At 68.8% G+C, this 23,507-nt stretch carries 19 protein-coding genes; 6 read left to right on the plus strand and 13 right to left on the minus strand.

The genetic code is table 11. The features are described 5' to 3' along the window. Nucleotide 1 precedes the first annotated feature (1 nt). Together ACK41C_RS10115 and ACK41C_RS10120 are read right to left on the minus strand one after the other, a co-directional pair. Nucleotides 2–1,486 carry an amidohydrolase gene (locus ACK41C_RS10115; RefSeq protein WP_409653346.1) on the minus strand — a complete coding sequence of 495 codons (1,485 nt, stop codon included), beginning with the start codon at nt 1,484–1,486 and terminating at the stop codon, nt 2–4. Between the two features lie 73 nt (nt 1,487–1,559). Continuing rightward, nucleotides 1,560–2,747 carry an FAD-dependent oxidoreductase gene (locus ACK41C_RS10120; protein ID WP_409653347.1) on the minus strand — a complete coding sequence of 396 codons (1,188 nt, stop codon included), beginning with the start codon at nt 2,745–2,747 and terminating at the stop codon, nt 1,560–1,562. Between the two features lie 173 nt (nt 2,748–2,920). Between ACK41C_RS10120 and ACK41C_RS10125 the strand changes: the two genes are divergently transcribed. Then, a complete protein-coding gene (locus ACK41C_RS10125; RefSeq protein WP_409653348.1) occupies nt 2,921–3,754 on the plus strand; it encodes an enoyl-CoA hydratase/isomerase family protein in 834 nt (277 codons plus the stop codon). 7 nt (nt 3,755–3,761) lie between these two features. Here the strand turns inward: ACK41C_RS10125 and ACK41C_RS10130 are convergent, their stop codons facing one another. Continuing rightward, the gene (locus ACK41C_RS10130; RefSeq protein ID WP_409653350.1) at nt 3,762–5,234 is read right to left on the minus strand and encodes an MFS transporter; all 1,473 of its coding nucleotides are present in this window, start codon (nt 5,232–5,234) and stop codon (nt 3,762–3,764) included. Nucleotides 5,235–5,468: 234 nt separating this feature from the next. On the opposite strand from ACK41C_RS10130, the gene ACK41C_RS10135 reads away from it, so the two are divergent. Next, nucleotides 5,469–6,245 carry a sulfite exporter TauE/SafE family protein gene (locus ACK41C_RS10135; RefSeq protein WP_409653352.1) on the plus strand — a complete coding sequence of 259 codons (777 nt, stop codon included), beginning with the start codon at nt 5,469–5,471 and terminating at the stop codon, nt 6,243–6,245. Nucleotides 6,246–6,457: 212 nt separating this feature from the next. After that, entirely contained in the window at nt 6,458–8,188 is a 1,731-nt protein-coding gene (locus ACK41C_RS10140) for an IlvD/Edd family dehydratase (RefSeq protein ID WP_409653984.1), read from the plus strand. A gap of 6 nt (nt 8,189–8,194) precedes the next feature. Here ACK41C_RS10140 and ACK41C_RS10145 read toward each other — a convergent pair whose 3' ends face one another. Beyond that, complete coding sequence (locus ACK41C_RS10145) at nt 8,195–9,073, minus strand: LysR family transcriptional regulator (protein ID WP_409653354.1); 879 nt, start codon at nt 9,071–9,073, stop codon at nt 8,195–8,197. A gap of 92 nt (nt 9,074–9,165) precedes the next feature. On the opposite strand from ACK41C_RS10145, the gene ACK41C_RS10150 reads away from it, so the two are divergent. From ACK41C_RS10150 to mmsB, 3 genes are read left to right on the plus strand one after another with little or no spacing between them, the layout of a single operon-like run. Further along, complete coding sequence (locus ACK41C_RS10150) at nt 9,166–10,680, plus strand: CoA-acylating methylmalonate-semialdehyde dehydrogenase (protein WP_409653355.1); 1,515 nt, start codon at nt 9,166–9,168, stop codon at nt 10,678–10,680. A gap of 13 nt (nt 10,681–10,693) precedes the next feature. Beyond that, the gene (locus ACK41C_RS10155) at nt 10,694–10,873 is read left to right on the plus strand and encodes a hypothetical protein (protein ID WP_409653356.1); all 180 of its coding nucleotides are present in this window, start codon (nt 10,694–10,696) and stop codon (nt 10,871–10,873) included. Between the two features lie 7 nt (nt 10,874–10,880). Next, nucleotides 10,881–11,786 (plus strand): 3-hydroxyisobutyrate dehydrogenase, encoded by a 906-nt coding sequence (mmsB, locus tag ACK41C_RS10160; protein WP_409653987.1) that lies wholly within the window; start codon nt 10,881–10,883, stop codon nt 11,784–11,786. Here the strand turns inward: mmsB and ACK41C_RS10165 are convergent. Genes ACK41C_RS10165 through ACK41C_RS10205 form a run of 9 tightly spaced genes read right to left on the minus strand, consistent with a single transcriptional unit; the run spans nt 11,779 to nt 23,503 of the window. Further along, nucleotides 11,779–12,444 carry a carbonic anhydrase gene (locus tag ACK41C_RS10165; RefSeq protein ID WP_409653357.1) on the minus strand — a complete coding sequence of 222 codons (666 nt, stop codon included), beginning with the start codon at nt 12,442–12,444 and terminating at the stop codon, nt 11,779–11,781. The two genes, mmsB and ACK41C_RS10165, sit on opposite strands and share 8 nt — an antisense overlap. Continuing rightward, entirely contained in the window at nt 12,441–12,995 is a 555-nt protein-coding gene (locus tag ACK41C_RS10170; protein WP_409653358.1) for a hemerythrin domain-containing protein, read from the minus strand. Before ACK41C_RS10170 ends, ACK41C_RS10165 begins: the two co-directional genes overlap by 4 nt. A 21-nt stretch (nt 12,996–13,016) precedes the next feature. Further along, nucleotides 13,017–14,219 carry a hypothetical protein gene (locus ACK41C_RS10175; protein WP_409653359.1) on the minus strand — a complete coding sequence of 401 codons (1,203 nt, stop codon included), beginning with the start codon at nt 14,217–14,219 and terminating at the stop codon, nt 13,017–13,019. Continuing rightward, on the minus strand, nt 14,216–15,328 hold the full coding sequence (locus tag ACK41C_RS10180) for a peptidylprolyl isomerase (protein WP_409653361.1): 1,113 nt from the start codon (nt 15,326–15,328) through the stop codon (nt 14,216–14,218). Before ACK41C_RS10180 ends, ACK41C_RS10175 begins: the two co-directional genes overlap by 4 nt. 1 nt (nt 15,329) lies before the next feature. Then, nucleotides 15,330–16,106: a respiratory nitrate reductase subunit gamma gene (gene narI / locus ACK41C_RS10185; RefSeq protein WP_409653362.1), complete on the minus strand. Its 777-nt coding sequence runs from the start codon at nt 16,104–16,106 to the stop codon at nt 15,330–15,332. A 10-nt stretch (nt 16,107–16,116) separates the two neighbouring features. Beyond that, nucleotides 16,117–16,824 (minus strand): nitrate reductase molybdenum cofactor assembly chaperone, encoded by a 708-nt coding sequence (gene narJ, locus ACK41C_RS10190; protein ID WP_409653363.1) that lies wholly within the window; start codon nt 16,822–16,824, stop codon nt 16,117–16,119. Nucleotides 16,825–16,827: 3 nt separating this feature from the next. Continuing rightward, nucleotides 16,828–18,351 carry a nitrate reductase subunit beta gene (narH, locus tag ACK41C_RS10195; RefSeq protein ID WP_409653365.1) on the minus strand — a complete coding sequence of 508 codons (1,524 nt, stop codon included), beginning with the start codon at nt 18,349–18,351 and terminating at the stop codon, nt 16,828–16,830. Continuing rightward, entirely contained in the window at nt 18,348–22,079 is a 3,732-nt protein-coding gene (locus ACK41C_RS10200; RefSeq protein ID WP_409653366.1) for a nitrate reductase subunit alpha, read from the minus strand. The genes narH and ACK41C_RS10200 overlap by 4 nt, the downstream gene beginning before the upstream one ends. Next, the gene (locus ACK41C_RS10205; protein ID WP_409653367.1) at nt 22,076–23,503 is read right to left on the minus strand and encodes a NarK family nitrate/nitrite MFS transporter; all 1,428 of its coding nucleotides are present in this window, start codon (nt 23,501–23,503) and stop codon (nt 22,076–22,078) included. Before ACK41C_RS10205 ends, ACK41C_RS10200 begins: the two co-directional genes overlap by 4 nt. Nucleotides 23,504–23,507 lie beyond the last annotated feature (4 nt).

A 23,507-nucleotide genomic window follows, 5' to 3' on the forward strand; every position in this document is an offset into this window, starting at 1 on the left:
ATTATTCACCGGCCGTCTGCGCCTTGCGGTAGTCGAGCGCCGGCGGCCGGTCGCCCAGCATGGCCTTGTAGGCGAAGTCAGGTCCGCGCCGGCTCTGCAGCTCGGCCTTCGCCTTGGCGATGATGGACGGGTCGGAGAACAGGTCTGCGCCGGTCAGCGCCAGTGTCTTCGCGGCGTTGACCGCGCCCTTGATCCCGATGGTGGTGCCGGCCGCCGCCACGTTCTGCCAGCTGTGGCCCGCCGAGCCGGGCACGAAGGTGGCCGTCGACAGCCCGACCGTCGGCGTCACCCAGCTGATGTCGGAGACGTCGGTCGATCCGCCGCCGCCTTCCAGCTCCACCTTGTAAGGCTCCACCCGCCTCACCCGCTCCAGCGGCGGCACGCGGCCGACCAGCGATTGCTGCAGGGTCTTGGCGAAGGCGGTCTCCTCTGCGGTCCATTCGATCCCGCCCACTCTGCGCAGGTTGGCGTCCATCACCCGGCCGAGCGTGTCGTTGGGCAGCATGGCGTAGACGCCGCCCGTGATCTCCATCTCCACCTCGGTGTTGGTGGCCAGGGCCGCGCCCTCCGCGGCCTTGCGCACGCGCTCCCAGACGCTGCGCACCACCTCCGGATCGGGATGGCGGACGTAGTAGTAGGACTCGGCGAAGTCCGGCACCACGTTGGGGGCGCTGCCGCCGTTGGTGACGACATAGTGGATGCGGGTCTTGTCGGGGGTGTGCTCGCGCAGGAAGTTGGTCGCGACGTTCATCACCTCCACGCCGTCCAGCGCCGAGCGGCCCTTCTCCGGCGCACCCGAGGCGTGGGCCGAAGCCCCGCGGAAGCGGAACTTCCCGCTGATATTGGCCATGGAGACGCCCTGGACCGCGCTGTTCGAGCCGCCGGGATGCCAGTGCAGGGTGGCGTCGACGTCGGAAAATAGGCCGTCGCGGACCATGTAGACCTTGCCCGAGCCGCCCTCCTCGGCCGGCGTGCCGTAGACCCGAAGCTCGCCCTTGACGTTGTTCTTGACCATCCAGTCCTTCAGGGCGACCGCCGCGCCCACGGAGGCCGCGCCGAACAGGTTGTGGCCGCAGCCGTGACCGTTGTGCTGGCCTGCGATCGGCGTGCGCACCGGCTCGGCCGCCTGGGCGAGGCCGGGCAGGGCGTCGTATTCGGCCAGGATCGCGATCACCGGCCCCGACCCGTTCTTGTAGCTGGCGACGAAAGCCGTGGGCATGCCGGCGACGCCGGGCGTCACAGCAAAGCCTGCGGCCTTGAGCTGGTCCTGCAGCAGGGCCGTGCTCTGGGTCTCCTGATAGCCGAGCTCCGCGAAACCCCAGAGCTTCATGGCCGCATCGGCGATCTGCTCTGCGCCCGTGTCCACTGTCCGCTGGATCTCGGCGCGCTGGGCGTTGGACACCGCCGCCTGGGCGGGGAGGGCGAGGGAAAGGCTCGCCGCGGCGCTGGCCGCCAGAAGCAGGGCGCGGAACGGGGTCTTCGGCATAATGGGGATCCTCGGAAATGAAACGGGCGGCCGGGCCGCCGGAAGACTGTTTGCAACAGCCCAGGTTGGAAAGTCACCCCGCGCGTGACGGAGCCTTTGGAAAAAGGCGGGCCATAGTGCGAACCGCCGCTTCGGCCTCGGCGAGGTCTGGCGTCTCGTTGTCGTCGCCATAGCCCCAGGATTCGTCCGGCCCCAGCGCCTGAACCACGATCCCATCACGCCGGGCGAGCAGCGAGACGTTGTCGAAATAGAGGCCGTAGTTCGCTTCCGGCTGGGGCGTCAGCCACGCGATCTGACCGCGCACGGGCACGAGGGTTTCGTCTTTCCATAGCGCCCGCGCGCCATAACCGGTGCAGTTGATCGCCACCTTTTCCGGCAGCTGGCCGAACTCGGCCGGGGTGTGGAACTCCCGCCGCTCGATCCGGCCGCCCGCCTGCACGAACTCGCGCATGAGCAGATGGCCGAGCGCGGTGATGTTGAAGGTGAGCGAGGGCCCCCTTCGCGCCCGCGCCACCGGGAAAGGGTGCTCGTCCGGCTCGAGGGCGACCGAGCGCGGGTGCAGGTCGGGAATCCGGCTGCGGTACTGTGCAAAGCCGATCGGATCGAGGTGGGGAGCGCCCTCACCATCGGACAGCGTATAGCGGTCGGTCCATTCCACAGGCGCGTCGGCGAGGCCCAGATAGGCGAGGTGCGCCTTGTAGGAAGCGCGGCACATCTCTTCCCATAGGGCCGGGAATTCCGGCGCTGCGGCGCGGGTCAGGGCGATGCGCGAGTCCGGCGACCAGGTGCCGGTGGCCCGGGCCGAGCGGGTCTCGTGGATCAGGTCGCGGGCGTAGAGCGTGACCTTGGCGCCGGCCCGTTGCGCCAGGACCGCGGCGGTGAGGCCCAGCGCGCCGGCGCCGACGACGGCGATCTCGCGAGCGCCCCGGGCCATGGCCTGGCGCACGGCCACGGCGCCGGAACCCCAGGCCAGCGACCAGCCGCTGCCGCCGTGGCCGTAGTTGTGCACCACCAGGGTCTCGCCCACGTGCTCGGTGTCGAGCCTCGGCCCCGCCGACCGGAACGGGCGCAGGCAGACGGTGATGTTGAACACGCGCTCCATCCGCGCCTCGATGGGCGGCACGAGCGGGCGTGGGGCGAAGCCGGCGGCGGCGATCGGGCGCGCCCCGGCTGTGGCGCAGCCGCCGAGGGTCAGGACGCCGGCGGCCATGGAGCTGCGAAGGAAGGCCCGACGGCCTGCTGCTTCTCCGACGTCACGCACGCGAAACTCCCCGACGGCCCAGGCGGACACTGCACGCGACGGCGTGGCGGCGGAAGGGGCGATACAACGAAAATCGGCTCGGGCGATCCAACTGGCGCGGCTTTGCGCAGCCGCGCTTGCCTGCCGGCGCGGCAGGGTGTTTCCATCGCCTTACAGCATAAAGGGATGGAAGCATGAACAAGCCCGCCGCCGCCGCCGAGACCGCCGGCCAGGCCGCAGAAGTTCTCTACGAAGTGGCCGATGGGATCGCCACGCTCACCCTGAACCGCCCCGATCGGATGAACGCCATCTCCGGGCCGATGCTGGCGCGCCTGACCCAACTGCTGGTGAAGGCGAACGAGGACCCGAACGTGCGGGTGGTCGTGCTGACCGGCGCCGGCCGGGCCTTCTGCGTGGGGCTCGACCTGGTCGACGCCACCCAAGGATCGGGCATCGGATCACAGGCCCAGGCCGACGCGGTGTCGGTGAACCTCGACCTGCGCAACACTCCGCCGACGGTGCTGTTCGCCATGGACAAGCCGACCATCTGCGCCCTGAACGGTTCTGCGGCCGGCTACGGCATGGACACGGCCATGGGCTGCGACGTCCGGATCATGGCGGAGAGCGCGAAGATGGCGGCGGCCTTCGTCAAGCGTGGCGTGGTGCCGGAGTCCGGGGGCACCTGGATCCTCCCGCGGCTGCTGGGCTGGGCCAAGGCCGCCGAGCTGATCTTCACCGGCCGCACGCTCTCGGCCGCCGAGAGCTTGGAGCTGGGCCTCGTCAACCACGTGGTCCCCGACGCCGAACTCGCCGCCAGGACGCGGGAGATCGCGCTGGAGATGGCGGGCAACGCCCCGCTGGCCGTCCAGTCCGCCAAGCGCCTGATGCGGATGGGGCTGAACGAGACCTTCAACGACCACGTCCACCACGTCTATCTGCAGTTCCTGCAGCTGGTCCGAACCCAGGATTTTCGGGAAGGCATGACTTCCTTCCTCGAGAAGCGGCCGGCCGACTTCAAGGGGCGCTGAGGGCCCCTTAGCCGGCCTGCCCCTCCGCCAGCCGGCGCAGGTTCTCCTCGTGATCGGCGCGGTTGAGCTTGTAGGTCGAGATGATCGCCATCATCACCATCCAGAGCGTCAGGATGGTGGGGACGTAGAAGGCCCCCAGCCGCCAGAGCGCTTCGGCCGGAACCTGGCCCGGCGCCGCGCCCGACGGGAACTGGGCCATGGTCAGCACGAAGGTGGCCGTCATCACGCCAAGCCCGCCCACCATCTTCCGGATGAAGGTGGAGGCCGAGAAGAATATCCCCTCCGAGCGCCGGCCGGTCTTGAGCTCGGCCTGTTCCACGAGGTCGGCCATCATCGAGGCCGAGAGAATCTGGAAGCAGATGATCAGGCCCACATCGAACATCGTCGTGAACAGGACGAAATAGAAGAGGAAGGGCGTGCCGTTCTCCGGCAGCACGCCGAGCAGCCGCAGGACGATGGGCATGGGCGAGCCCAGGAAGGCGGTAATCCCGATGATCATCGCCCCCCGCTTCTTTCCGAGGGACCGGGTGACGATCGGCGCCAGGGTGGAGCCGATGATCGCCGAGACGAAGACGCCCATGGTGATGAGGCCGTTCTGCTGGGGGCTGAAGCCCCAGAAGTAGGTCAGGAAGTAGAACGAGAGCGCCGCCGAGAGGCCGGCCGCGATGGCTCCGAACATCGCCGCCAGGAACAGGGCGATGAAGGACCGATTGGCCAGGGTCTCGAGGATCTCCTTGAAGATCTTCCCGAGCGTGAGCGTGCGCTTGGGCGGCGGCGGCTTCAGGTGGATGATCCGCGCATGGGTCCCGGCCGCGGAGACGACGATCGCCAGGAAGATCAGGACCGAGGCGACGATCCCGTAGACCGAGTAGGCGTCGCGGTTGAACTGGCCGTTCGGAATGGCGGCGGTGGCGAAGGCCGGGAACAGGATCAGGAACATCCCGACCGACATGGCGTTGCCGCCCGTCCAGGCGAAGAAGTAGCGGAAGCTCAGCAGCGAGCTTCGTTGGTCGTAGTCGGCGCTCAGCTCCGGAGCGAGGGCCGAGCTCGGCGTTTCGTAGAAGGTGATGAAAGTGCGGATCAGGACCGCCAGCACCAGCACGTACCAGAATAGTGCGATCTGCGACCATCCCTCGGGCGGGTTCCAGAGCAGGAAGTAACTGGCCGCAACCGGCACGGCCGAGGCGTACATGAACGGATGGCGCCGGCCCCAGCGGGAGCGGAGATTGTCCGACCAGTAGCCGACCACGGGGTCGCTGATCGCGTCGAACACCAAGGCGGTGGTGATCGCTAGGCCCACCAGCCGGGCGTCCAGGCCGATGACCTGGGTGTAGAAGATCAGCAGGAAATAGCCGAAGCCGTTGTCCTTGACCCCGTAGGCCACTGAGCCGAAGCCATAGGCGAGTTTCGTCCAGATCGTAGGCGGGGGCGCTGTTTCGCTGCGCGTGGCGCCCTGGATTCCGGCGACGGCTTCGGTCATGGCGCGTTCTTCCCCTAATCTTCTCTGAGGGAGCGGACTGGCTCGTTCGGCCGCCTCTTCCCGAGCCGCCAAGGTGACGGCTCGGTTTTTGAAGATCAAGTATGTCTGGAGGTGCGCGGGCGTATTCACCGAGCCGGGGCGTCAGAAAGGCTCCAGGCGTTTCGACGATAACTCGCGGGACAGCGTCATCCTCGTGCGGCAAGGCTGCGGCGTTCAACGCCTTGGAGCCTCCGCTTGGAAGACTTCCTCCTCTTCGCCTTCGTGGGATTCCTCGCCCAGATCGTCGATGGCGCGCTCGGCATGGCCTATGGCGTGATCTCCTCCACGGTGCTGCTGAGCTTCGGCGTGCCGCCGGCGACGGCCTCGGCCAGCGTGCATGCGGCCGAGGTGTTCACCACCGCCGCCTCGGCCGGCTCCCATGCGGTCAACAAGAACGTGAACTGGCGGCTGTTCGTCCCGCTGGCGCTGGGCGGCTGCATCGGCGGAGCCCTGGGCGCCTTCGTCCTCACCTCCATAGACGGGAACACGATCAAGCCGTTCATCACAGCCTATCTGGGCCTGATGGGCGCGCTGATCCTCTACCGCGCCTGGCGGGCGGCCAAGCCGAGGGCCTTCCCGGCGCGCTGGAGCGGCCCCTTAGGCGGGGTCGGCGGCTTCCTTGACGCCGTCGGCGGCGGCGGTTGGGGGCCGACCGTGACCAGCGCCCTGGTCGGCGCCGGCGGCGATCCGCGCACCAGCATCGGCACCGCCAACACCGCGGAGTTCTTCGTCACCTCCGCCATTTCGGCCAGCTTCCTGGCCGCCCTGCTTTCCGGCCACTGGAGCGAGGCCGAGGGCTTCACCACCCACGCCGCGTCGGTGGCCGGCCTGATCGTCGGCGGGCTCATGGCCGCACCCCTGGCGGGCCTGGTGGTCAAGGCAATCCCCGCCCGGCCGCTGACCATTGCGGTGGGGCTTCTGGTGCTCGGCCTCGCCGGCTATCAGACCGCACGGCTGACCGGGCTGATCTGAGGCCGGCGGCGCCATGCGACGCGCGCGCCCTTCCGGGAGGTGTGCTCTTGTCGCCTTGCCGCCGATCTGTGCGACAAGTGTCGCCCTGGATCTGCGGGAACGTGGTTGCGGCGGCTCGGGAGCGGAACTTGACGACTTCGGAACGCGTAGCGAAGGGCGACCGGCGGCGGCTTCGGTCGCAGGCCTGGTTCGACAACCCCGACAACCCGGACATGACGGCGCTCTATCTGGAGCGCTATCTGAATTACGGCCTTACCCGGGAGGAGCTGCAGTCGGGCAGGCCGATCATCGGCATCGCCCAGACCGGCTCGGATCTGTCGCCCTGCAACCGTCACCATCTGGTCCTGGCCGAGCGGGTGCGCGAGGGGATCCGGGAAGCCGGCGGAATCGCCTTCGAGTTCCCGGTTCACCCCATCCAGGAGACGGGCAAGCGTCCCACGGCGGGCCTCGATCGCAATCTCGCCTATCTGGGCCTGGTCGAGGTGCTCTACGGCTACCCGCTCGACGGGGTGGTGCTGACCATCGGCTGCGACAAGACCACGCCGGCCTGTCTGATGGCGGCGGCGACGGTGAACATCCCGGCCATAGCCCTTTCGGTCGGTCCGATGCTGAACGGCTGGCGCGACGGCCGGCGCGTCGGGTCGGGAACCATCGTCTGGAAGGCGCGGGAGATGCTGGCCGCGGGCGAGATCGACTATCGCGGCTTCATCGACCTGGTGGCGGCTTCGGCGCCCTCCACCGGCTATTGCAACACCATGGGCACCGCCACCACCATGAACTCGTTGGCCGAGGCCCTGGGCATGCAGCTGCCCGGCTCGGCGGCGATTCCGGCCCCCTATCGCGATCGTCAGCAGGTCGCCTACGCCACCGGCAAGCGGATCGTGGAGATGGTGCGCGAGGACTTAAAGCCCTCCGACATCCTGACCCGTGACGCGTTCTTGAACGCCATCGTCGTGAACTCGGCCATCGGCGGATCCACCAACGCGCCGATCCACCTGGCGGCGATCGCGCGCCATGCCGGGGTCGAGCTCGGCCTGGAAGACTGGCAGACGCACGGCCATGAGGTGCCGCTGCTGGTGAACCTGCAGCCGGCTGGGGAGTATCTGGGCGAAGACTACTATCAGGCCGGCGGCGTGCCCGCCGTGGTGGCCGAACTCATGCGCCAGGGCCTGATCCGCGAAGGCTGCCTGACCGTCAACGGCAAGACCCTCGGCGAGAACTGTCGGGACGTGCGGATCGCCCTGCCGGAGGTGATCCGGCCCTTCGACCGACCCTTGATGACCCAGGCCGGCTTCGTGGTGCTGAGCGGCAACCTGTTCGACTCCGCCATTATGAAGACCAGCGTCATCGGCCCGGCCTTCCGCGAGCGCTACCTTTGCGATCCGAACGATCCCGACGCCTTCGAGGGGCCGGTGGCGGTGTTCGACGGGCCGGAGGACTATCACGCCCGGATCGACGACCCGTCGCTCGGGATCGACGAGGGGACGATCCTGGTGATGCGGGGCGCCGGCCCCATCGGCTATCCGGGCGCCGCGGAGGTGGTGAACATGCGGCCGCCGGACTACCTGATCAAACGCGGGGTGACCGAGCTGCCCTGCATGGGCGACGGGCGGCAGTCGGGCACCTCAGGCTCGCCCTCGATCCTCAACGCCTCGCCGGAGGCGGCGGCGGGCGGCGGGCTCGCCCTGCTGCGGACCGGCGACCGGGTGCGGGTGGACCTGAGGGCGCGCCGGGTGGACGTCCTGCTGTCGGAGGCGGCGCTGGCCGAGCGACGCGCGGCGCTGGAGGCGGCCGGCGGATACGGCTTCCCGGCCTCCCAGACGCCGTGGCAGCACCTGCACCGTGCAAATGTCGGCCAGCTTGGCGACGGCGCGGTGCTGGAGGCGGCGGTCGGCTATCGCGCCGTGGCTCAGACATTCGGCGTGCCGCGCGACAACCACTGAAGCGGCTCAGGCGTAGGGCGAGAGCCTTTCCTGCTCGTCCCTCACTAACGCCTCCAGCCAGCGGCGGACCGCCCGGGCGCGGGCGGTCTCGTGGACGTCCGGGTGAACGCTGATCCAGAAGCGGCGCGAGAGCATCACCTGGGGCAGGACCCGGACCAGCCCCGCGCTCATGAAGCAGGGCAGGACGCCGATCCCGCCGCCCGCCAGCAGCATCTCCCGCTGGGCGCGGATGGAGGAGGAGGCGAGGGTGGGCGCCAGGCCCGGCCGCACCTCGTCCAGATAGCGCAGTTCCGGCGCATAGATCAGGTCGTCCACATAGCCGACGATCCGGCGCTGGGGCAGGTCGTCCACCGTTCCCGGCGCACCGGCTTCTTCCAGGTAGGCCTGCGAGGCGTAGAGGGCGAGCTGGTAGTGGGTCAGCGGCTCGACCACCAGGCGATGGGCGTCCGGCGGGCCGAGCGTGATCGCCATGTCCACCTCCCGCCGGCTGGGCGAGAGGAAGCCCGCCGTCGCCGCCAGGTGGATGCGAAGACCTGGATGGGCGCGGGCCAACGCCGGGAGAGCAGGCGCCAGGATCGCCGCCCCGAAGCCTTCCGAGGCGCTGATCCGCACCGTGCCGGCCACCAGATCGGGCTGGGCCACCCGCGCCGCAGCCGTCATGGCCGCCTCGGCGTCGAGGCCGATCTCGAAGAGCTGGGCGCCCGCGGCGGTGAGTTGCAGACCCGAGGGCGAGCGCACGACTAGGGTGGACTTCAGGGCGCTCTCGAGCCGCGCGACGCGCCGGCCCACGGTGGCGGCGTCGATGCCCAGGCGCTGGCCCGCCGCGCCCAGCGATCCGCTGCGTGCGGCGGCGACGAAAATCCGCAGATCGTCCCAGTCGAACATCGGCTCCTGCAGAATTGCATGATCTGAGTTGCAACTTTGCTGGACCTATCACGCCCGCGCAATGTTAGCGCTTGGGAAACAGAGGAAACGTCATGCGCGAGATCTCCCACTTCGTCTCCGGCGCGGCCGTGGCCGGCGCCTCCGGCCGCTTCGGCGAGGTCTTCGACCCCAATATCGGCGAGGTGCAGGCGCGGGTGGCGCTCGCCACCCCGGCCGAGGTGGACGCGGCCGTCCGGGCCGCCGCGGCGGCCCAGCCCGCCTGGGCTGCAGTCAATCCCCAGCGCCGGGCGCGGGTGATGTTCGAGTTCAAGCGTCTGGTAGAGGCGCGGATGGACGAGCTAGCGGCCCTGCTCTCGTCCGAGCACGGCAAGGTGATCGCCGACTCCAAGGGCGACATCCAGCGCGGCCTTGAGGTGATCGAGTTCGCCTGCGGCATCCCCCACGCTCTGAAAGGCGAGTACACGGAGGGCGCGGGACCGGGGATCGACGTCTATTCCATGCGTCAGCCGCTGGGGGTCTGTGCGGGCGTCACGCCGTTCAACTTCCCCGCCATGATCCCGATGTGGATGTTCGGCATCGCCATCGCGGTCGGCAACACCTTCGTCCTGAAGCCGTCGGAGAAGGACCCGAGCGTGCCGGTGCGCCTGGCCGAGCTGTTCATGGAGGCCGGCGCCAATCTCGGCATGGACCTGGCCAGCGTGCTGAACGTCGTGCACGGCGACAAGGCGGCCGTCGACGCCATCCTGGAGCATCCGGACATCGCCGCCGTCAGCTTCGTCGGCTCCTCCGACATCGCCCACTATGTCTACCGGACCGGCACGGCGCACGGAAAACGCGTCCAGGCCATGGGCGGGGCCAAGAACCACGGGATCGTCCTGCCCGACGCCGACCTCGACCAGACGGTGAAGGACCTGGTGGGCGCGGCCTACGGGTCGGCCGGCGAGCGCTGCATGGCCTTGCCGGTGACGGTGCCGGTCGGCGCCAAGACCGCCGAGGCCCTGCGCGAGCGCCTTCTTTCGGAGATCGAGACCCTGAAGGTCGGCGTCTCGACCGATACGGCCGCCCAATACGGCCCGGTGGTCTCGGCCGCCCATCGCCAGAAGATCGCCGACTACATCCAACTGGGCGTCGACGAGGGCGCCGAGCTGGTTGTCGACGGCCGGGGGTTCTCGCTCCAGGGGTTCGAGAAAGGCTTCTTCATCGGTCCGTCCTTCTTCGACCGGGTGAAGCCGGCGATGCGCACCTATCAGGAGGAGATCTTCGGTCCGGTCCTGCAGATGGTCCGCGCCGAGAGCTTCGAGGAAGCTCTGGCCCTGCCGAGCCAGCACCAGTACGGCAACGGCGTGGCCATCTTCACCCGCAACGGCCGCGCGGCGCGCGAATTCGCCAGCCGCGTCCAGGTGGGCATGGTGGGGATCAACGTGCCGATCCCGGTGCCCGTCGCCTACCACACCTTCGGCGGCTGGAAGCGCTCGGCCTTCGGCGACGTCAATCAGCACGGCCTGGAAGGGGTGCGGTTCTACACCAAGGTCAAGACCATCACCGCCCGCTGGCCGGAGGGCGACGCCCACGCCGATTCCAGCTTCGTGATCCCCACGATGCGCTAAGGGGGGCGGCGCGATGTCCAAGACCTATGGCGACATCACCGAGCGCCTGCTGAAGCTGCCGGTGGGCGGCTCCTGCGTGGTCAATGTCCGCCGTCCCGACCGCTATCTGAAAACCGTCCGGAAGTATGCGCCGGCCACCGAATGGCGCGTGGAGCACCTGGACGAAGGAAAGGTGATGACCCGTGTCCGCTGAAGCCCCAATCCGCATCGCGTTCATTGGCCTGGGCAACATGGGCGGCGGCATGGCCGTCAACCAGGCCAAGGCCGGGCGGGAGGTGATCGCCTTCGACCTTTCGGCCGCCGCGCTGGACCGAGCTAAGGCCGCCGGCTGCTTCCCTTCGGCCTCGGCGGCCGAGGCGGTGGCGAGCGCCGAAGTGGTGATCACCATGCTGCCCGCCGGCCCGCACGTGCGCTCGGTCTATGCCGAACAGATTCTGCCGCACGCCGCGCCTGGCGCGCTGCTGATCGACTGCTCGACCATCGATGTGGAGAGCGCCCGCGCCGTGGCCGGGCAGGCGCGTAAGGCCGGATTCCGCTTCGCCGACGCTCCGGTCTCCGGCGGCACGGCCGCGGCCGACGCCGGAACCCTGGCCTTCATGGTCGGCTGCGACGAGGCGGATTTCACCCCCGTCGAGGCGGCGCTGCAGCCTATGGCGCGGGCGGTCATCCGGGCCGGCGACCATGGCGCGGGCCAGGCGGCCAAGATCTGCAACAACATGGTGCTCGGCATCTCGATGATCGGGGTGTGCGAGGCCATCGCGCTCGCCGAGAAGCTCGGCCTCGATCCGGAGCGGTTCTTCGAGATTGCGTCGAAGTCCTCGGGCCAGTGCTGGTCGATCACCAGCTACTATCCCTGGCCGGGCCCGGTGGAGGCGGCGCCCTCGAACCGCGGCTACAGCGGGGGCTTCGCCACGGCGATGATGCTGAAGGACCTGAAACTCGCCCAGCAGGCCGCCGCGGCGGCCGGAGCGGCGACGCCCATGGGCGCCCAGGCCGAGGGCCTCTACGCCCTGTTCGAGCGCCTGGGCCACGGCGGCAAGGACTTCTCGGCGATCCTGCAGCTCATGCGCGGGCGGCTGGGCGAACTGGGCGGCGAGGCTAGCTGACGGCGGCCAGGGCGGGCGGAGCCGGCGCGCGTGTCCCGTCGCCGTCGAGCAGCCTCAGGGCCGCCTCCCGGCCGTCCACCGTGGTCTCCAGATCGCGCAACAGGCCGTCCTGGATCGAATAGATCCAGCCATGCACCGAAAGCGGCTGGCCGCGTCGCCAGGCGTCCTGGACGAAGGGATTCTCGGCCACGCTCGCCACCTGGGCCAGCACGTTCTTTTCGCAGAGCGCGTTCACGCGGGCGTCGAGGTCCTCGATGGCCTCCAGAGCGTGGGCATGGCGTCGGCAGAGCGTGCTCACCGGCTGGAGCCAGTGGTCGATGAGGCCGTGGCGCTCGCCCGACATGGCCGCCCGCACCCCGCCGCAGCCATAGTGGCCGCAGACGATCACGTGCCGGACTTTCAGGACCTCGACAGCGAACTGCAGGACCGAAAGGAAGTTGGCGTCCTGGGGTGGGGCGAGGTTGGCGACGTTGCGGTGCACGAACAGCTCGCCGGGGTCGAGGCCCACGATCTCGTTGGCCGGCACACGGCTGTCGGCGCATCCGATCCACAGATATTCCGGCGACTGTTGCGCGGCCAGGCGGCGGAAGTATTCCGGGTCGACTCGCGCGCGCGATGCGGCCCAGCGGATGTTGTTGTCGAACAGGTCCTCGATCATGCCGGGATGAGCTCCAGCATCTGGCCGCGGCGGGCGGCGAGCCGCCGGCCAAGGCCTTTGAGGTCGCGGGGGGACAGTCGAAGCCGCGCCAGCGGCAGCACGACGGCGTTCTCCAGCGCCAGGTGCTGGAGCTCCTGGGCCGAAAAGGCCAGCAGGGCCTGGCGCGTCTGCGGGTCGGCGCTGGGCGCGGTCCGGCGCTCTAGGCAGGCCTCGAGCCGTTCGCGCACCGTCGCAGCCAGGTCCCCGTCGGTCTTATGTTCGGCCGAGAGCCGCCCCAGCACGTGTTCCACGCCGTCCTCGGCGACGGCGCGGCGGCGCAGGAGGGGGAACAGATCCTCTTCCTCGTCGATGATGTGCAGGGCCAGGTCGTGGCGCAGGAACTCGACCACGCGCGTGACGGTCTCGCCGTCGAACGCCTGCGCCTGCGCCACCTGCTCAACCAGGCGGCAGAACTGACGGTGCCGGTGGTGTTCGGCGAAGAACCAGTCCAGCGGGTCGTTCATCAGGCCCGGGGAAACCTCGTCGATCACTTGGAATTGCGGGGTGCTCATCGGCGCCTCCTTGGCGACGGGCTAGTACTTGAGCTCCAGGGTGAACCAGACCTTGGTCCGGTCCGGATAGGCGGGCCGCGCGCCGTCGAAGACGGCGGCCTTGGCCTCGGCGGTGAGGTTCTTGGTGAGCGGCACGGCCGCCAGCAGGTCGAGTTCGCGGCCGTAGCGGACCGAGCCGTCGTCGTCGGTGAAGTCGTGGAGGGCGGCCTGCAGGCGCACCGGCTTGGCGGCCGGGCCGAGTTTCCAGGTGGTTCCGGCCTTGAGGTTCACGTCGCGAACCCCCGTCGCCGGCGTGGTCAGGAACACGTCGGCCCAACCCTGAAACGCATGCAGGGTGGCGAGCGGGGTCTGAAAGCCGCGCCGGCCGTTCCCGTCCAGCCGCTCGAAGCCCAGCGAGGCCCAGCGCGGGCCGGAGGTTAGGCCCAGGCTCCCCGCGGCGTAGCCGAGTTCGAAGTCCGCCGGGCTGTTGCGATAGTCCGTCTGGCGGGCCAGTTCGGCCTCGTAGGAGACGCCCAGGCCGCTCGACAGCGGGCGCACGCCTGCGAAGCGGACGCCCCAGGTGGAGCTCGACTGGGCCGGCGCGGTCTCGAAGGCCAACAGTTGCGCATAGCCGGTCAGCTGGCCGGCCTTGGTCTTGAAATCGGCCTGCAGCAGGTGGGAGTCGCTGTCCCACTCCCCCTGCGGATGATCGTCGCCGAACACCCGGTGGACCCGGTCCACATAGGCATAGGCGAGGGTGACGCCCTCATAAGGGCGCGCCGTGATGCGGGCGGCGTCAAAGGTCTGTTCGTTCTGGCGGAAGCCGACATTGCCGACGAAGCGGGCGTTCCCAAGGATGATCCGCTGGCGGCCGACGACGGCCTCGGCCTTCTCGCCCTTCCAGGAAATCTGGGCTCGGTTCAGCTCGGTGGTCTCCGGATCGGACACGACCGGGTAGGCGAGGCGGCCGTTGGTGGTGCTGTTGTAGTCGTCGACCAGGGCCGTGACGTTCTCGCCCTCCACCAGCACCTTGAAGCCGCGCCAGGCGGGCGTCTCGTAGCCGAGGCGCGTGCGCAGGGTCAGGGCCTGGGCGTCCTTGCCGAAACCGTCCTGGTCGACGGTCTCAGCGCGCAGGCGCATGTCGAGGATGAAGTCGCCCTTCGGGGCGTCGGCGAAGGCGAGCCCCGGCGCGGCGAGGGCGAGGATGCAGGCGCCGCCGGCAAGGCGGGCTTTGAACGCGGTCACGATTGAACTCTGCGGATGAGGGTGAAGGTCTGCTTGGCGGGGACGAGCTTGGAGCGGAGTACGGCCGCCAGGCAGGCCAGCGCCGGATCCTCCGCATCGCGGGCGGCCGAGATCAGGTTGGTCCAGCGTTCGTCGGAGGCGTCCGCCACGAACTCGGCCATGGCGGCCTGCACGAAGTCGCCCACGGGGGTCTCGGCGCTGGCGGCGGCGTGGCGCAAGCGGCGCAGGAGGTCGGCGTCGACGCTCTCCAGCCACGGCTCCAGCCGCTGGGCCGCGCCCAGGTCGCCAAGGAAGTCGCCGAGCGTGGCCGAGCCGTTCCGCACGCCCCCTTCGGGGGTGAGGGTCAGGGCCACGCCCTGGGATCTCGCCTGCGCCGCGAGGTCGGCGACGTAGCGGGCGGCGGCGGCCGTCCAGGCCCGGCTCTCCAGGTGCAGGGCGATGCGCTCATGGACCAGCTCGAACGGCAGGTCGCGACCCTCGACGCGGCGGTCGAGTTTCAGGACGTGCCAGCCGAAGCGGGAGAGGACGGGCTCGGGAGCGACCTCGCCCGGCTGCATGGCGGTCAGCACATCTTCCACCTCGGGGACCAGATCGCCGGCCTTGAGCTGGCCCAGGGAGCCGCCCATGGCCGCCGACGAGCAGTCGGAGGCTTCTCGCGCCAGGTCCGCGAAGCTGCGGCCGCCGGCGTTCAGGATCTCGATCAGGCGTGCGGCGGTGGCGCGGGCGACGGCCAGGGCGGCCTCGTCGGCGCCGCGGGCCTCGACCAGGATGTGAGAGGCCTCGTAGAGCGCCGGCGTGCGGAAGCGGGCGCGCTCGGCCTCATAGACCCGGCGGCACTCGGCCTCGGTCGGGGGGGCGACCTCCACCTCCTGGTCGAGGACGGCGCGGACCAGCGCCTCCTCGGCGGTCTCCTCGCGCCCGGCGGAGTCGAATTCCGGCTCGGCGGCGAGGCCGAGCTCCCGCGCCTTTTGCAACAGCAGGGCGCGGATCGCCAGGGCGTGGCCCGCCGCGGCCCTCGCCTCGGCGGCCGAGGCGGCGGGGTGGTTCTGGACCTCTTGGGCCAGCAGGGATTCGGGGATCTCGACCCCGTCGACGACGATGGCGCGCATCTTACTCCGCGGCCTCCAGCCGGTTGGCGGCCGCCGTCGGGCGGACGGCCGGGGTGAGGGGGTAGGCGGGGGCCAGCGGCTCGGGCTTGCGAGGCAGGACCCGCTTGGTGCGGACCAGCTGCCAGCCGCGGCGGTTCAGATACCAGACCGGCGCGGAGAGCATGTGCACCAGACGGGTGAAGGGAAAGACCAGCAGGATGGTCAGGCCCAGCGCCAGGTGCGCCTTGAAGATCCAGTGCACGTCGGCGACGAAGTCGGCGCTGCCAGCCCGGAAGGTGAAGATCCCCTGGGCCCAGCTCATGAACTTGACCATTTCCTCGCCGCTGCGGTGTTGCAGCGACAGGGGGATGGTGGCCAGGCCGAGGCACAGCTGGATCATCAGGATCGCCAGGATGGCGGTGTCGCCGAAGCTGGAGGTCTTGCGGATTCGCGGGTCGAACAGCCGCCGGTGCAGCAGCAGCAGTCCGCCGGCCAGGGCCAGGAGGCCCGCCGCGCCGCCGGCGACGATGGCCAGCATCTGCTTGAACTCGTGGCTGACGCCCAGGGCGTCGAAGACCCAGATGGGGGTCAGCAGGCCCACGAAGTGCCCGGCGAAGATGGCCAGCACGCCCAGGTGGAACATCACCGAGCCGGCGACCAGCTGCTTTCGCCGCAGGAGCTGGGACGAGCCCGTACGCCAGGTATAGGGCTCGCGGTCGAACCGGATGACGGAGCCGAGCACCAGCACGGCCAGCGCGATATAGGGATAGACGCCGAAGACGATCTGATTGAGGTCCATGGCGGTCTCCTCAGGCCGCGGCGCCGGCGCGGCGGGGCGCAGGCGGTGGGTTGGCGTTCATGGCTTTGACCAGCGCATCGGCCTTCGGGCAGCCGACGTCGGAGGGGCCGAAGGTCACGGCGGTCTCGGCCCAGAGCTTGTCCATGGCCTCGAGGTCGTCGGGATTGTCATCCGGCTCCGCCATCAGGGCGGCCAGGGCTTCGGCGTCCGCCGGATCGGCGGCCAGGGCCGTGAGCGCGCCGAACAAGGCGCGATAGGGGCTGCCGCGCTTGTGCAGCCGCTCGCCGAGGGCCGACAGGACGTGCGCCGCCTCGCCCAGCAGGGAGGCGGCCTCGGGCTCCGGCAGGGTCGACAGGAACTCCAGGAACACCGGCAGGTGGTCCGGCAGTTCGTTCGCCGAGAGCTCCAGGCCCTTGCTGCGATAGAGCTCCAGTAGGGCGACCATGGCCTGGCCGCGGTCACGGCTCTCGCCGTGGACGTGCTCGTAGAGGTTCAGCGACAGCGACCGGGTCCGGTCGAACAGCCAGACATAGCGTTCCTGGTCCTCATAGAGGTCGCCGGTGATCAGCTCCTGGGCGAGCTTCGCGATCGCACGCTGCACAGGGGCCGGAATGCGCGCGTCCTCGCTGAGCACCGCCGCGGCGTCGGGGATCAGGGCCCGGACCTGCTCGGTCGGATAGGAAAGCAGCACCGCCAGGGCGCGATAGGAGAGGGACATGGCTCAGGCCTCCATCGGGGTCTTGGCGCGCTTGCGCTTGTCGGGGCCGAACAGGCCAAGCTCGGTGCGACCGCCGGAGCAGCCGTTGCCGAAGGTGAAACCGCAGGAGCCCTTCAGGTCGTAGGCGTCCTCGACCGTCTCGCGGTGGGTGGAGGGGATGACGAAGCGATCCTCGTAATTGGCGATCGCCATGTAGCGGTACATCTCCTCCACCTGAGGGGCGGAGAGGCCGACCTTCTCGGCGACGCGGTGGTCGATCCGACCGTCCACGGTCTTGGCCCGCATGAAGCTGCGCATGGCCAGCATCCGCTCCAGCGCCAGCACCACCGGCGGCTCGTTGCCGGCCGTGAGCAGGTTGGCGAGGTACTTCACCGGGATGCGCAGGGACTTCACGTCCGGCATCTCGCCGTCCATCTCCAGCGCGCCGGCCGAGGCCGCCGACTGGATCGGGGAGAGCGGCGGGACGTACCAGACCATCGGCAGGGTCCGGTATTCCGGGTGCAGCGGGAAGGCGACCTTCCAGTCGATGGCCATCTTGTAGACCGGGCTGCGGCGCGCGGCCTCCAGCCAGGCTTCCGGCACGCCGTCGGCGCGCGCCTGGGCGATCACCGCCGGATCGAACGGGTCCAGGAAGACGTCGAGCTGGGCCTGGTAGAGGTCCTTCTCGTCCGGCTCGGCCGCCGCGGCCTCGATGCGGTCGGCGTCATAGAGCAGGACGCCCAGATAGCGGATCCGCCCCACGCAGGTCTCGGAGCAGACCGTCGGCTGGCCCACCTCGATGCGCGGGAAGCAGAAGGTGCACTTCTCCGACTTACCGCTTTCCCAGTTGTAGTAGATCTTCTTGTAAGGGCAGGCCGAGACGCACATCCGCCAGCCGCGGCACTTGTCCTGGTCGATCAGGACGATGCCATCCTCCTCACGCTTGTAGATCGCGCCCGACGGGCAGGCGGCGACGCAGGCGGGGTTGAGGCAGTGCTCGCAAAGCCTCGGCAGGTACATCATGAAAGTGTTTTCGAACTGGCCGTAGATCTCCTTCTCGACCCCTTCGAAGTTGTAGTCGGCCGAGCGCTTGGCGAACTCGCCGCCCAGGATCTCCTCCCAGTTCGGCCCCCACTCGATCTTCTCCATCCGCTCGCCGGTGATCTTCGAGCGCGGGCGGGCGGTGGGGAACGCCTTCATCTCCGGCGCCGTCTGCAGGTGCCCATAGTCGAAGTCGAAGGGCTCGTAATAGTCGTCGATCTCGGGCAGGTCGGGGTTGGCGAAGATCTTGGCGAGGATCCGCCACTTGGCCCCCATGCGGGGCTCGATCTTGCCGTTGGCCTTCCGGACCCAGCCGCCGTTCCAGCGCTTCTGGTTCTCCCAGTCCTTGGGATAGCCGACGCCGGGCTTGGTCTCGACGTTGTTGAACCAGGCGTATTCGACCCCCTGGCGGTTGGTCCACACGTTCTTGCAGGTCACCGAGCAGGTATGACACCCGATGCACTTGTCGAGGTTCAGCACCATCCCGATCTGGGCGCGGACTTTCATTGGTGGGACTCCCCGGCCGACAGCGGCTGGTCCAGCCAGTCGACCTTCTTCATCTTGCGGACGACGACGAACTCGTCCCGATTGGCCCCGACGGTTCCGTAGTAGTTGAAGCCGTAGGCCAGCTGGGCGTAGCCGCCGATCATGTGGGTGGGCTTGAGGACCGTGCGGGTGCAGGAATTGTGGATCCCGCCGCGCAGGCCGGTGATCTCCGACCCCGGCGTGTTCACGATCTTCTCCTGGGCGTGGTACATGAAGGTCGTGCCTTCACGCATGCGCTGGGAGACCACCGCGCGCGCCGTTAGCGCCCCGTTGGCGTTGAAGACCTCGATCCAGTCGTTGTCGACGATCCCCGCCTTCTTCGCGTCCACCTCCGAGATCCAGACCACCGGGCCGCCGCGATTGAGCGTCAGCATCAGGAGGTTGTCGGAATAGGTGGAGTGGATCCCCCACTTCTGGTGCGGGGTGATGAAGTTGAGGAGGATTTCCGTTTCGCCGTTGGGCTTCTGGCCCTGGACGTAGGTGGTCTTCAGGTCCACCGGCGGGCGGTAGACGCAGAGCGCCTCGCCGAAGGCTCGCATCCACAGGTGATCCTGATAGAGCTGCTGCCGGCCGGTCAGGGTCCGCCAGGGGATCAGTTCGTGGACGTTGGTGTAGCCAGCGTTGTAGCAGACCTTCTCGCTCTCCAGCCCTGACCAGATTGGGGAGGAGATGATCTTCCGCGGCTGGGCGACCAGGTCGCGGAAGCGGATTTTCTCTTCCTCCTTCGGGATAGCCAGGTGCGCGTGTTCGCGTCCGGTCTGCTTCTCGAGCGCTTCCCAGGCCTTGACCGCCACCTCGCCGTTGGTCTCCGGCGCGAGCATCAGGATCGCCTCGCAGGCGTCGATGTCGCTGTCGATCCGCGGCAGGCCTTCGGTCGGGCCGGGCTCCAGGACGGGGCCATTCAGTTCGCCCAGCAGCTGGACTTCGTGCTCGGTGTTCCAGGCCAGGCCCTTGCCGCCGTTGCCGACCTTGGTCATCAGCGGGCCGAGCGCCGTGAAGCGCTTATAGAGGTTGGGATAGTCCCGTTCGACCACGGTGATCTGGGGCATGGTCTTGCCCGGGATCGCGTCGCATTCGCCCAGATACCAGTCCTTGACGTCGAAGGGCTGGGCCAGTTCGCCGGCGCTGTCGTGCTGGATCGGGGTGAGAACGACGTCCTTTTCGACGCCCAGAACTTCGGGGGCGACCTCGGAGAACCGCTTGGCGATCGCCTTGAAGATCTCCCAGTCCGACTTGGCTTCCCACGCCGGGTCCACGGCCGCCGAGAGCGGGTGGATGAAGGGATGCATGTCGGAGGTGTTGAGGTCGTTCTTCTCGTACCAGGTGGCCGTCGGAAGGACGATGTCGGAATAGACCGCGGTCGTGGACATGCGGAAGTCCAGCGTCACCAGCAGATCCAGTTTTCCTTCCGGCGCCTCGTCGTGCCAGGCGACGTCCACCGGCTTCTGGCGGCCCATCTCGCCCAAGTCCTTGCCCTGGACGCCGTGGGCTGCGCCCAAGAGGTGCTTGAGGAAGTACTCGTGCCCCTTGCCGGACGAGCCCAGCAGGTTGGAGCGCCAGACGAACATGTTCCGCGGCCAGTTGGCCGGGTCGTCCGGGTCCATGCAGGACATTTCGAGATTGCGGGCCTTCAGCTCGCGGACCGCATAGACCTTGGGGTCGATCCCTTCCTTCTCGGCGGCGCGGGCCACCTCGAGGGGATTGGTCTTCAGGGCCGGGGTCGAGGGCAGCCAGCCCATGCGCTCGGCGCGGGCGTTGTAATCGATCAGGGCCGCGTCCCAGGGGCCTTCCGGCGCCGTGGGCGACAGGATTTCGGAGGCCGAGACCGTCTCGTAACGCCACTGGTTGGTGTGGGCGTAAAAGAACGAGGTGGAGTTCTGCTGCCGCGGCGGCCGCGCCCAGTCGAGGCCGAAGGCCAGCGGCGCCCAGCCGGACTGCGGACGCAGCTTTTCCTGGCCCACATAGTGCGACCAGCCGCCGCCCGACTGGCCGACGCAACCGCACATCACCAGCATGTTGATGACGCCGCGGTAGTTCATGTCCATGTGGAACCAGTGGTTCATCGCCGCGCCGATGATGACCATCGACTTGCCGCCGGTCTTTTCGGCATTGGTGGCGAAGCCGCGGGCCACGGCGACGATCTGGTCGCGCGGCACGGTGGTTATGGCTTCCGCCCAGGCCGGCGAATAGGGCTCCGGATCGTCGAAGCTCCCCGGCATGTGGTCGCCGCCGAAGCCCTGGTCGACGCCGTAGTTGGCGAGGAACAGGTCGTAGACGCTGGCCACCAGGGTCTCGCCGTCCTTCAGCTTCAGTCGCTTGGCCGGCACGTTGCGGACCAGCACGTCCGGATGGTCCGTGGAGGCGAAGCCGTTCGACGCGGTGTTGGCGAAGTAGGGGAAGCGGACCCCCACCACCTCGTCATGCGCGCCCTTCAGGCCCAGGCGCAGGACCGTCTCGCGGCCCTCGGCGTCCTTTTCCTCAAGGTTCCACTTGCCGTCCTCGCCCCAGCGGAAGCCGATGGAGCCGTTGGGGACGACGATCTGGCCGGTGGCCTCGTCGATCGCCACCGTCTTCCAGTCCGGATTGTTGGCCTGGCCCAGGGCGTCGTCGAAGTCGGCGGCCCGCAGCAGGCGTTCGGGAACCAGGGCGCCGTCCTGCGGGACCAGCCGGACCAGCATCGGCATGTCGGAATACTGGCGGATGTAGTCGCGGAAGTAGGGGACCTGCCGGTCGACGTGGAATTCCTTCAGGATCACGTGCCCGAAGGCCATGGCGAGCGCCGCGTCCGTGCCCTGCTTCACCGGGAGCCACAGGTCGGAGAACTTGGAGGCTTCCGAATAGTCGGGGCAGATCACCACCGACTTGGCGCCGCGATAGCGGGCCTCGGTGTAGAAGTGTGCGTCCGGCGTGCGGGTCTGCGGGACGTTCGAGCCCCACAGCAGCAGGAAGCCCGAATTGTACCAGTCGGCGCTCTCGGCCACGTCGGTCTGCTCGCCCCAGGTCTGGGGGGAGGAGGGCGGCAGGTCGCAGTACCAGTCGTAGAACGAGCCGCAGGCCCCGCCGAGCAGCTGCAGATAGCGCGCGCCGGCCGCATAGGAGACCATCGACATGGCCGGGATCGGCGAGAAGCCGAACACCCGGTCCGGACCCCACTGCTTCACCGTATAGGCGTTGGCCGCCGCGACGATCTCAGTGACCTCGTCCCAGGTGGCGCGGACGAAGCCGCCCGACCCGCGCATGGAGGTGTAGGACCGACGCTTTTCCGCGTCGTTCTGGATCGAGGCCCAGGCCGCGACCGGGCTTTGGGTCGCCCGCGCCGCGCGCCACAGCTTCAGGAGGCGCGCGCGGACCAGCGGATATTTCACCCGGTTGGCGGAGTAGAGGTACCAGCTGTAGCTGGCCCCGCGGGCGCAGCCGCGCGGCTCGTGGTTCGGCAGTTCCGGCCGCGTGCGCGGATAGTCGGTCTGCTGGGTCTCCCAGGTGACGATCCCGCCCTTGACGTAGATCTTCCAGGAGCAGGAGCCGGTGCAGTTCACCCCATGGGTGGAGCGGACGATCTTGTCGTGGCGCCAGCGGGACCGGTAGGCCTCTTCCCAGACCCGGTCGTCGTCGTTCATGACGCCGTGGCCGTTGGAGAAGAGCTCCGTCTTGCGCGTGAAGAACGCCAGGCGGTCGAGGGTATGGCTCATTCTGCGGGCACCTTGAAAGCGGTGGATTGGGCGCCGGCGTGGAGCATCGAGGCCTTGCGGCCGTAGAAGATCCAGTTCACCGCGACGCAGCTCAGGTAGAAGGCGAGGAAGATGAAGAGGGCCGTCTCAGGCCCGCCCGTGGCCTTCAGCGAGTCGCCGAAGGCCTTGGGGATGAAGAAGCCGCCATAGGCGCCGATGGCCGAGGAGAAGCCGACGATCGCGGCCGATTCCATTTCGGCGGCCTTCAGGCGGGCCGCAGGATCGGCGGCCGGCATCAGGCGCGGCATGTCGCTGCGCATGATCGCCGGGATCATCTGGAAGGTGGAGGCGTTGCCGATCCCCGTCCAGGCGAACAGCCACATGAAGCTGGCGAAGAAGAAGGCGAAGGAGGGCTCCGCCCCAAAGGCGCCGACGCTGTGCAGCACGGCCAGGACGCCGAGGGAGAGCGCCAGGAAGACGTAGTGGGTGACGTGCTCGCCGCCCCACTTGTCCGACACCCAGCCGGTCAGGGCGCGGGAGCCGGCGCCGACGAGCGGGCCGAGGAAGGCGAACTGCAGCGCGTTCACCTCCGGAAACAGGGTCTTCATCAGCAGCGGGAAGGCCGCCGAGAAGCCGATGAAGGAGCCGAAGGTGCCGACATAGAGCCAGCACATCACCCAGTTGTGCTTGCGCTTGAAGACCACGGCCTGGCTGGAGAAGGAGGCCTTGGCCGAGGCGATGTCGTTCATGCCGAACCAAGCCGCGACCGCCGAGGCGATGATGAAGGGAACCCAGACGAAGCCGGCGTTCTGCAGCCAGATCTCGCTCCGCACGCCATTCTCGACGGCGATCTGCGGCGCGCCGATCACTGGGGCGAAGAGGCCGAGCGTGATCACCACCGGGACCAGGAACTGCATCACGCTGACGCCTAGATTGCCGAAGCCGGCGTTGAGCGCGAGCGCGTTGCCCTTCTCCTTCTTCGGATAGAAGAACGAGATGTTCGACATCGAGGAGGCGAAATTGCCGCCGCCGAAGCCGCAGAGCAGGGCCAGGAGTACGAAGGTCCAGTAGGGCGTCGCCGGGTTCTGCACCGCCAGGCCGATGCCGATGGCCGGGACCAGCAGCGAAAGGGTCGAGAGCGTGGTCCACAGCCGGCCGCCGAGGATCGGCACCAGGAAGCTGTAGAAGATCCGCAGGGTGGCGCCCGACAGCGCCGGCAGGGCGGTCAGCCAGAACAGCTGGTCGGTGGTGAAGGAGAAGCCGATCAGCTTCAGCTTGGCGACCACCATCGACCAGACCATCCAGACCGAAAAGGCCAGGAGCAGGTTGGGGATGGAGATCCAGAGGTTCCGGGCCGCCAGGGCCTTGCCCCGGCTGTCCCAGAAGGCGGGATCCTCGGGTCGCCAGTCGGTGAGGACGTGGCGGCCGGGTTTGGCGGAAGACATGGTT

The organism is Phenylobacterium sp., from assembly GCF_046290725.1.
In the GTDB taxonomy this organism is placed as follows: Bacteria; Pseudomonadota; Alphaproteobacteria; order Caulobacterales; family Caulobacteraceae; genus Phenylobacterium.

Bases quoted from the DNA above. Each gene is read 5' to 3' on its own strand.
- ACK41C_RS10115 (WP_409653346.1), bottom strand. From the start codon at position 1,486: ATGCCGAAGACCCCGTTCCGCGCCCTGCTTCTGGCGGCCAGCGCCGCG.
- ACK41C_RS10125 (WP_409653348.1), top strand. From the start codon at position 2,921: ATGAACAAGCCCGCCGCCGCCGCCGAGACCGCCGGCCAGGCCGCAGAA.
- ACK41C_RS10130 (WP_409653350.1), bottom strand. From the start codon at position 5,234: ATGACCGAAGCCGTCGCCGGAATCCAGGGCGCCACGCGCAGCGAAACA.
- ACK41C_RS10140 (WP_409653984.1), top strand. From the start codon at position 6,458: ATGACGGCGCTCTATCTGGAGCGCTATCTGAATTACGGCCTTACCCGG.
- ACK41C_RS10145 (WP_409653354.1), bottom strand. From the start codon at position 9,073: ATGTTCGACTGGGACGATCTGCGGATTTTCGTCGCCGCCGCACGCAGC.
- ACK41C_RS10150 (WP_409653355.1), top strand. From the start codon at position 9,166: ATGCGCGAGATCTCCCACTTCGTCTCCGGCGCGGCCGTGGCCGGCGCC.
- ACK41C_RS10155 (WP_409653356.1), top strand. From the start codon at position 10,694: ATGTCCAAGACCTATGGCGACATCACCGAGCGCCTGCTGAAGCTGCCG.
- ACK41C_RS10165 (WP_409653357.1), bottom strand. From the start codon at position 12,444: ATGATCGAGGACCTGTTCGACAACAACATCCGCTGGGCCGCATCGCGC.
- ACK41C_RS10170 (WP_409653358.1), bottom strand. From the start codon at position 12,995: ATGAGCACCCCGCAATTCCAAGTGATCGACGAGGTTTCCCCGGGCCTG.
- ACK41C_RS10180 (WP_409653361.1), bottom strand. From the start codon at position 15,328: ATGCGCGCCATCGTCGTCGACGGGGTCGAGATCCCCGAATCCCTGCTG.
- narI (WP_409653362.1), bottom strand. From the start codon at position 16,106: ATGGACCTCAATCAGATCGTCTTCGGCGTCTATCCCTATATCGCGCTG.
- narJ (WP_409653363.1), bottom strand. From the start codon at position 16,824: ATGTCCCTCTCCTATCGCGCCCTGGCGGTGCTGCTTTCCTATCCGACC.
- narH (WP_409653365.1), bottom strand. From the start codon at position 18,351: ATGAAAGTCCGCGCCCAGATCGGGATGGTGCTGAACCTCGACAAGTGC.
- ACK41C_RS10200 (WP_409653366.1), bottom strand. From the start codon at position 22,079: ATGAGCCATACCCTCGACCGCCTGGCGTTCTTCACGCGCAAGACGGAG.
- ACK41C_RS10205 (WP_409653367.1), bottom strand. From the start codon at position 23,503: ATGTCTTCCGCCAAACCCGGCCGCCACGTCCTCACCGACTGGCGACCC.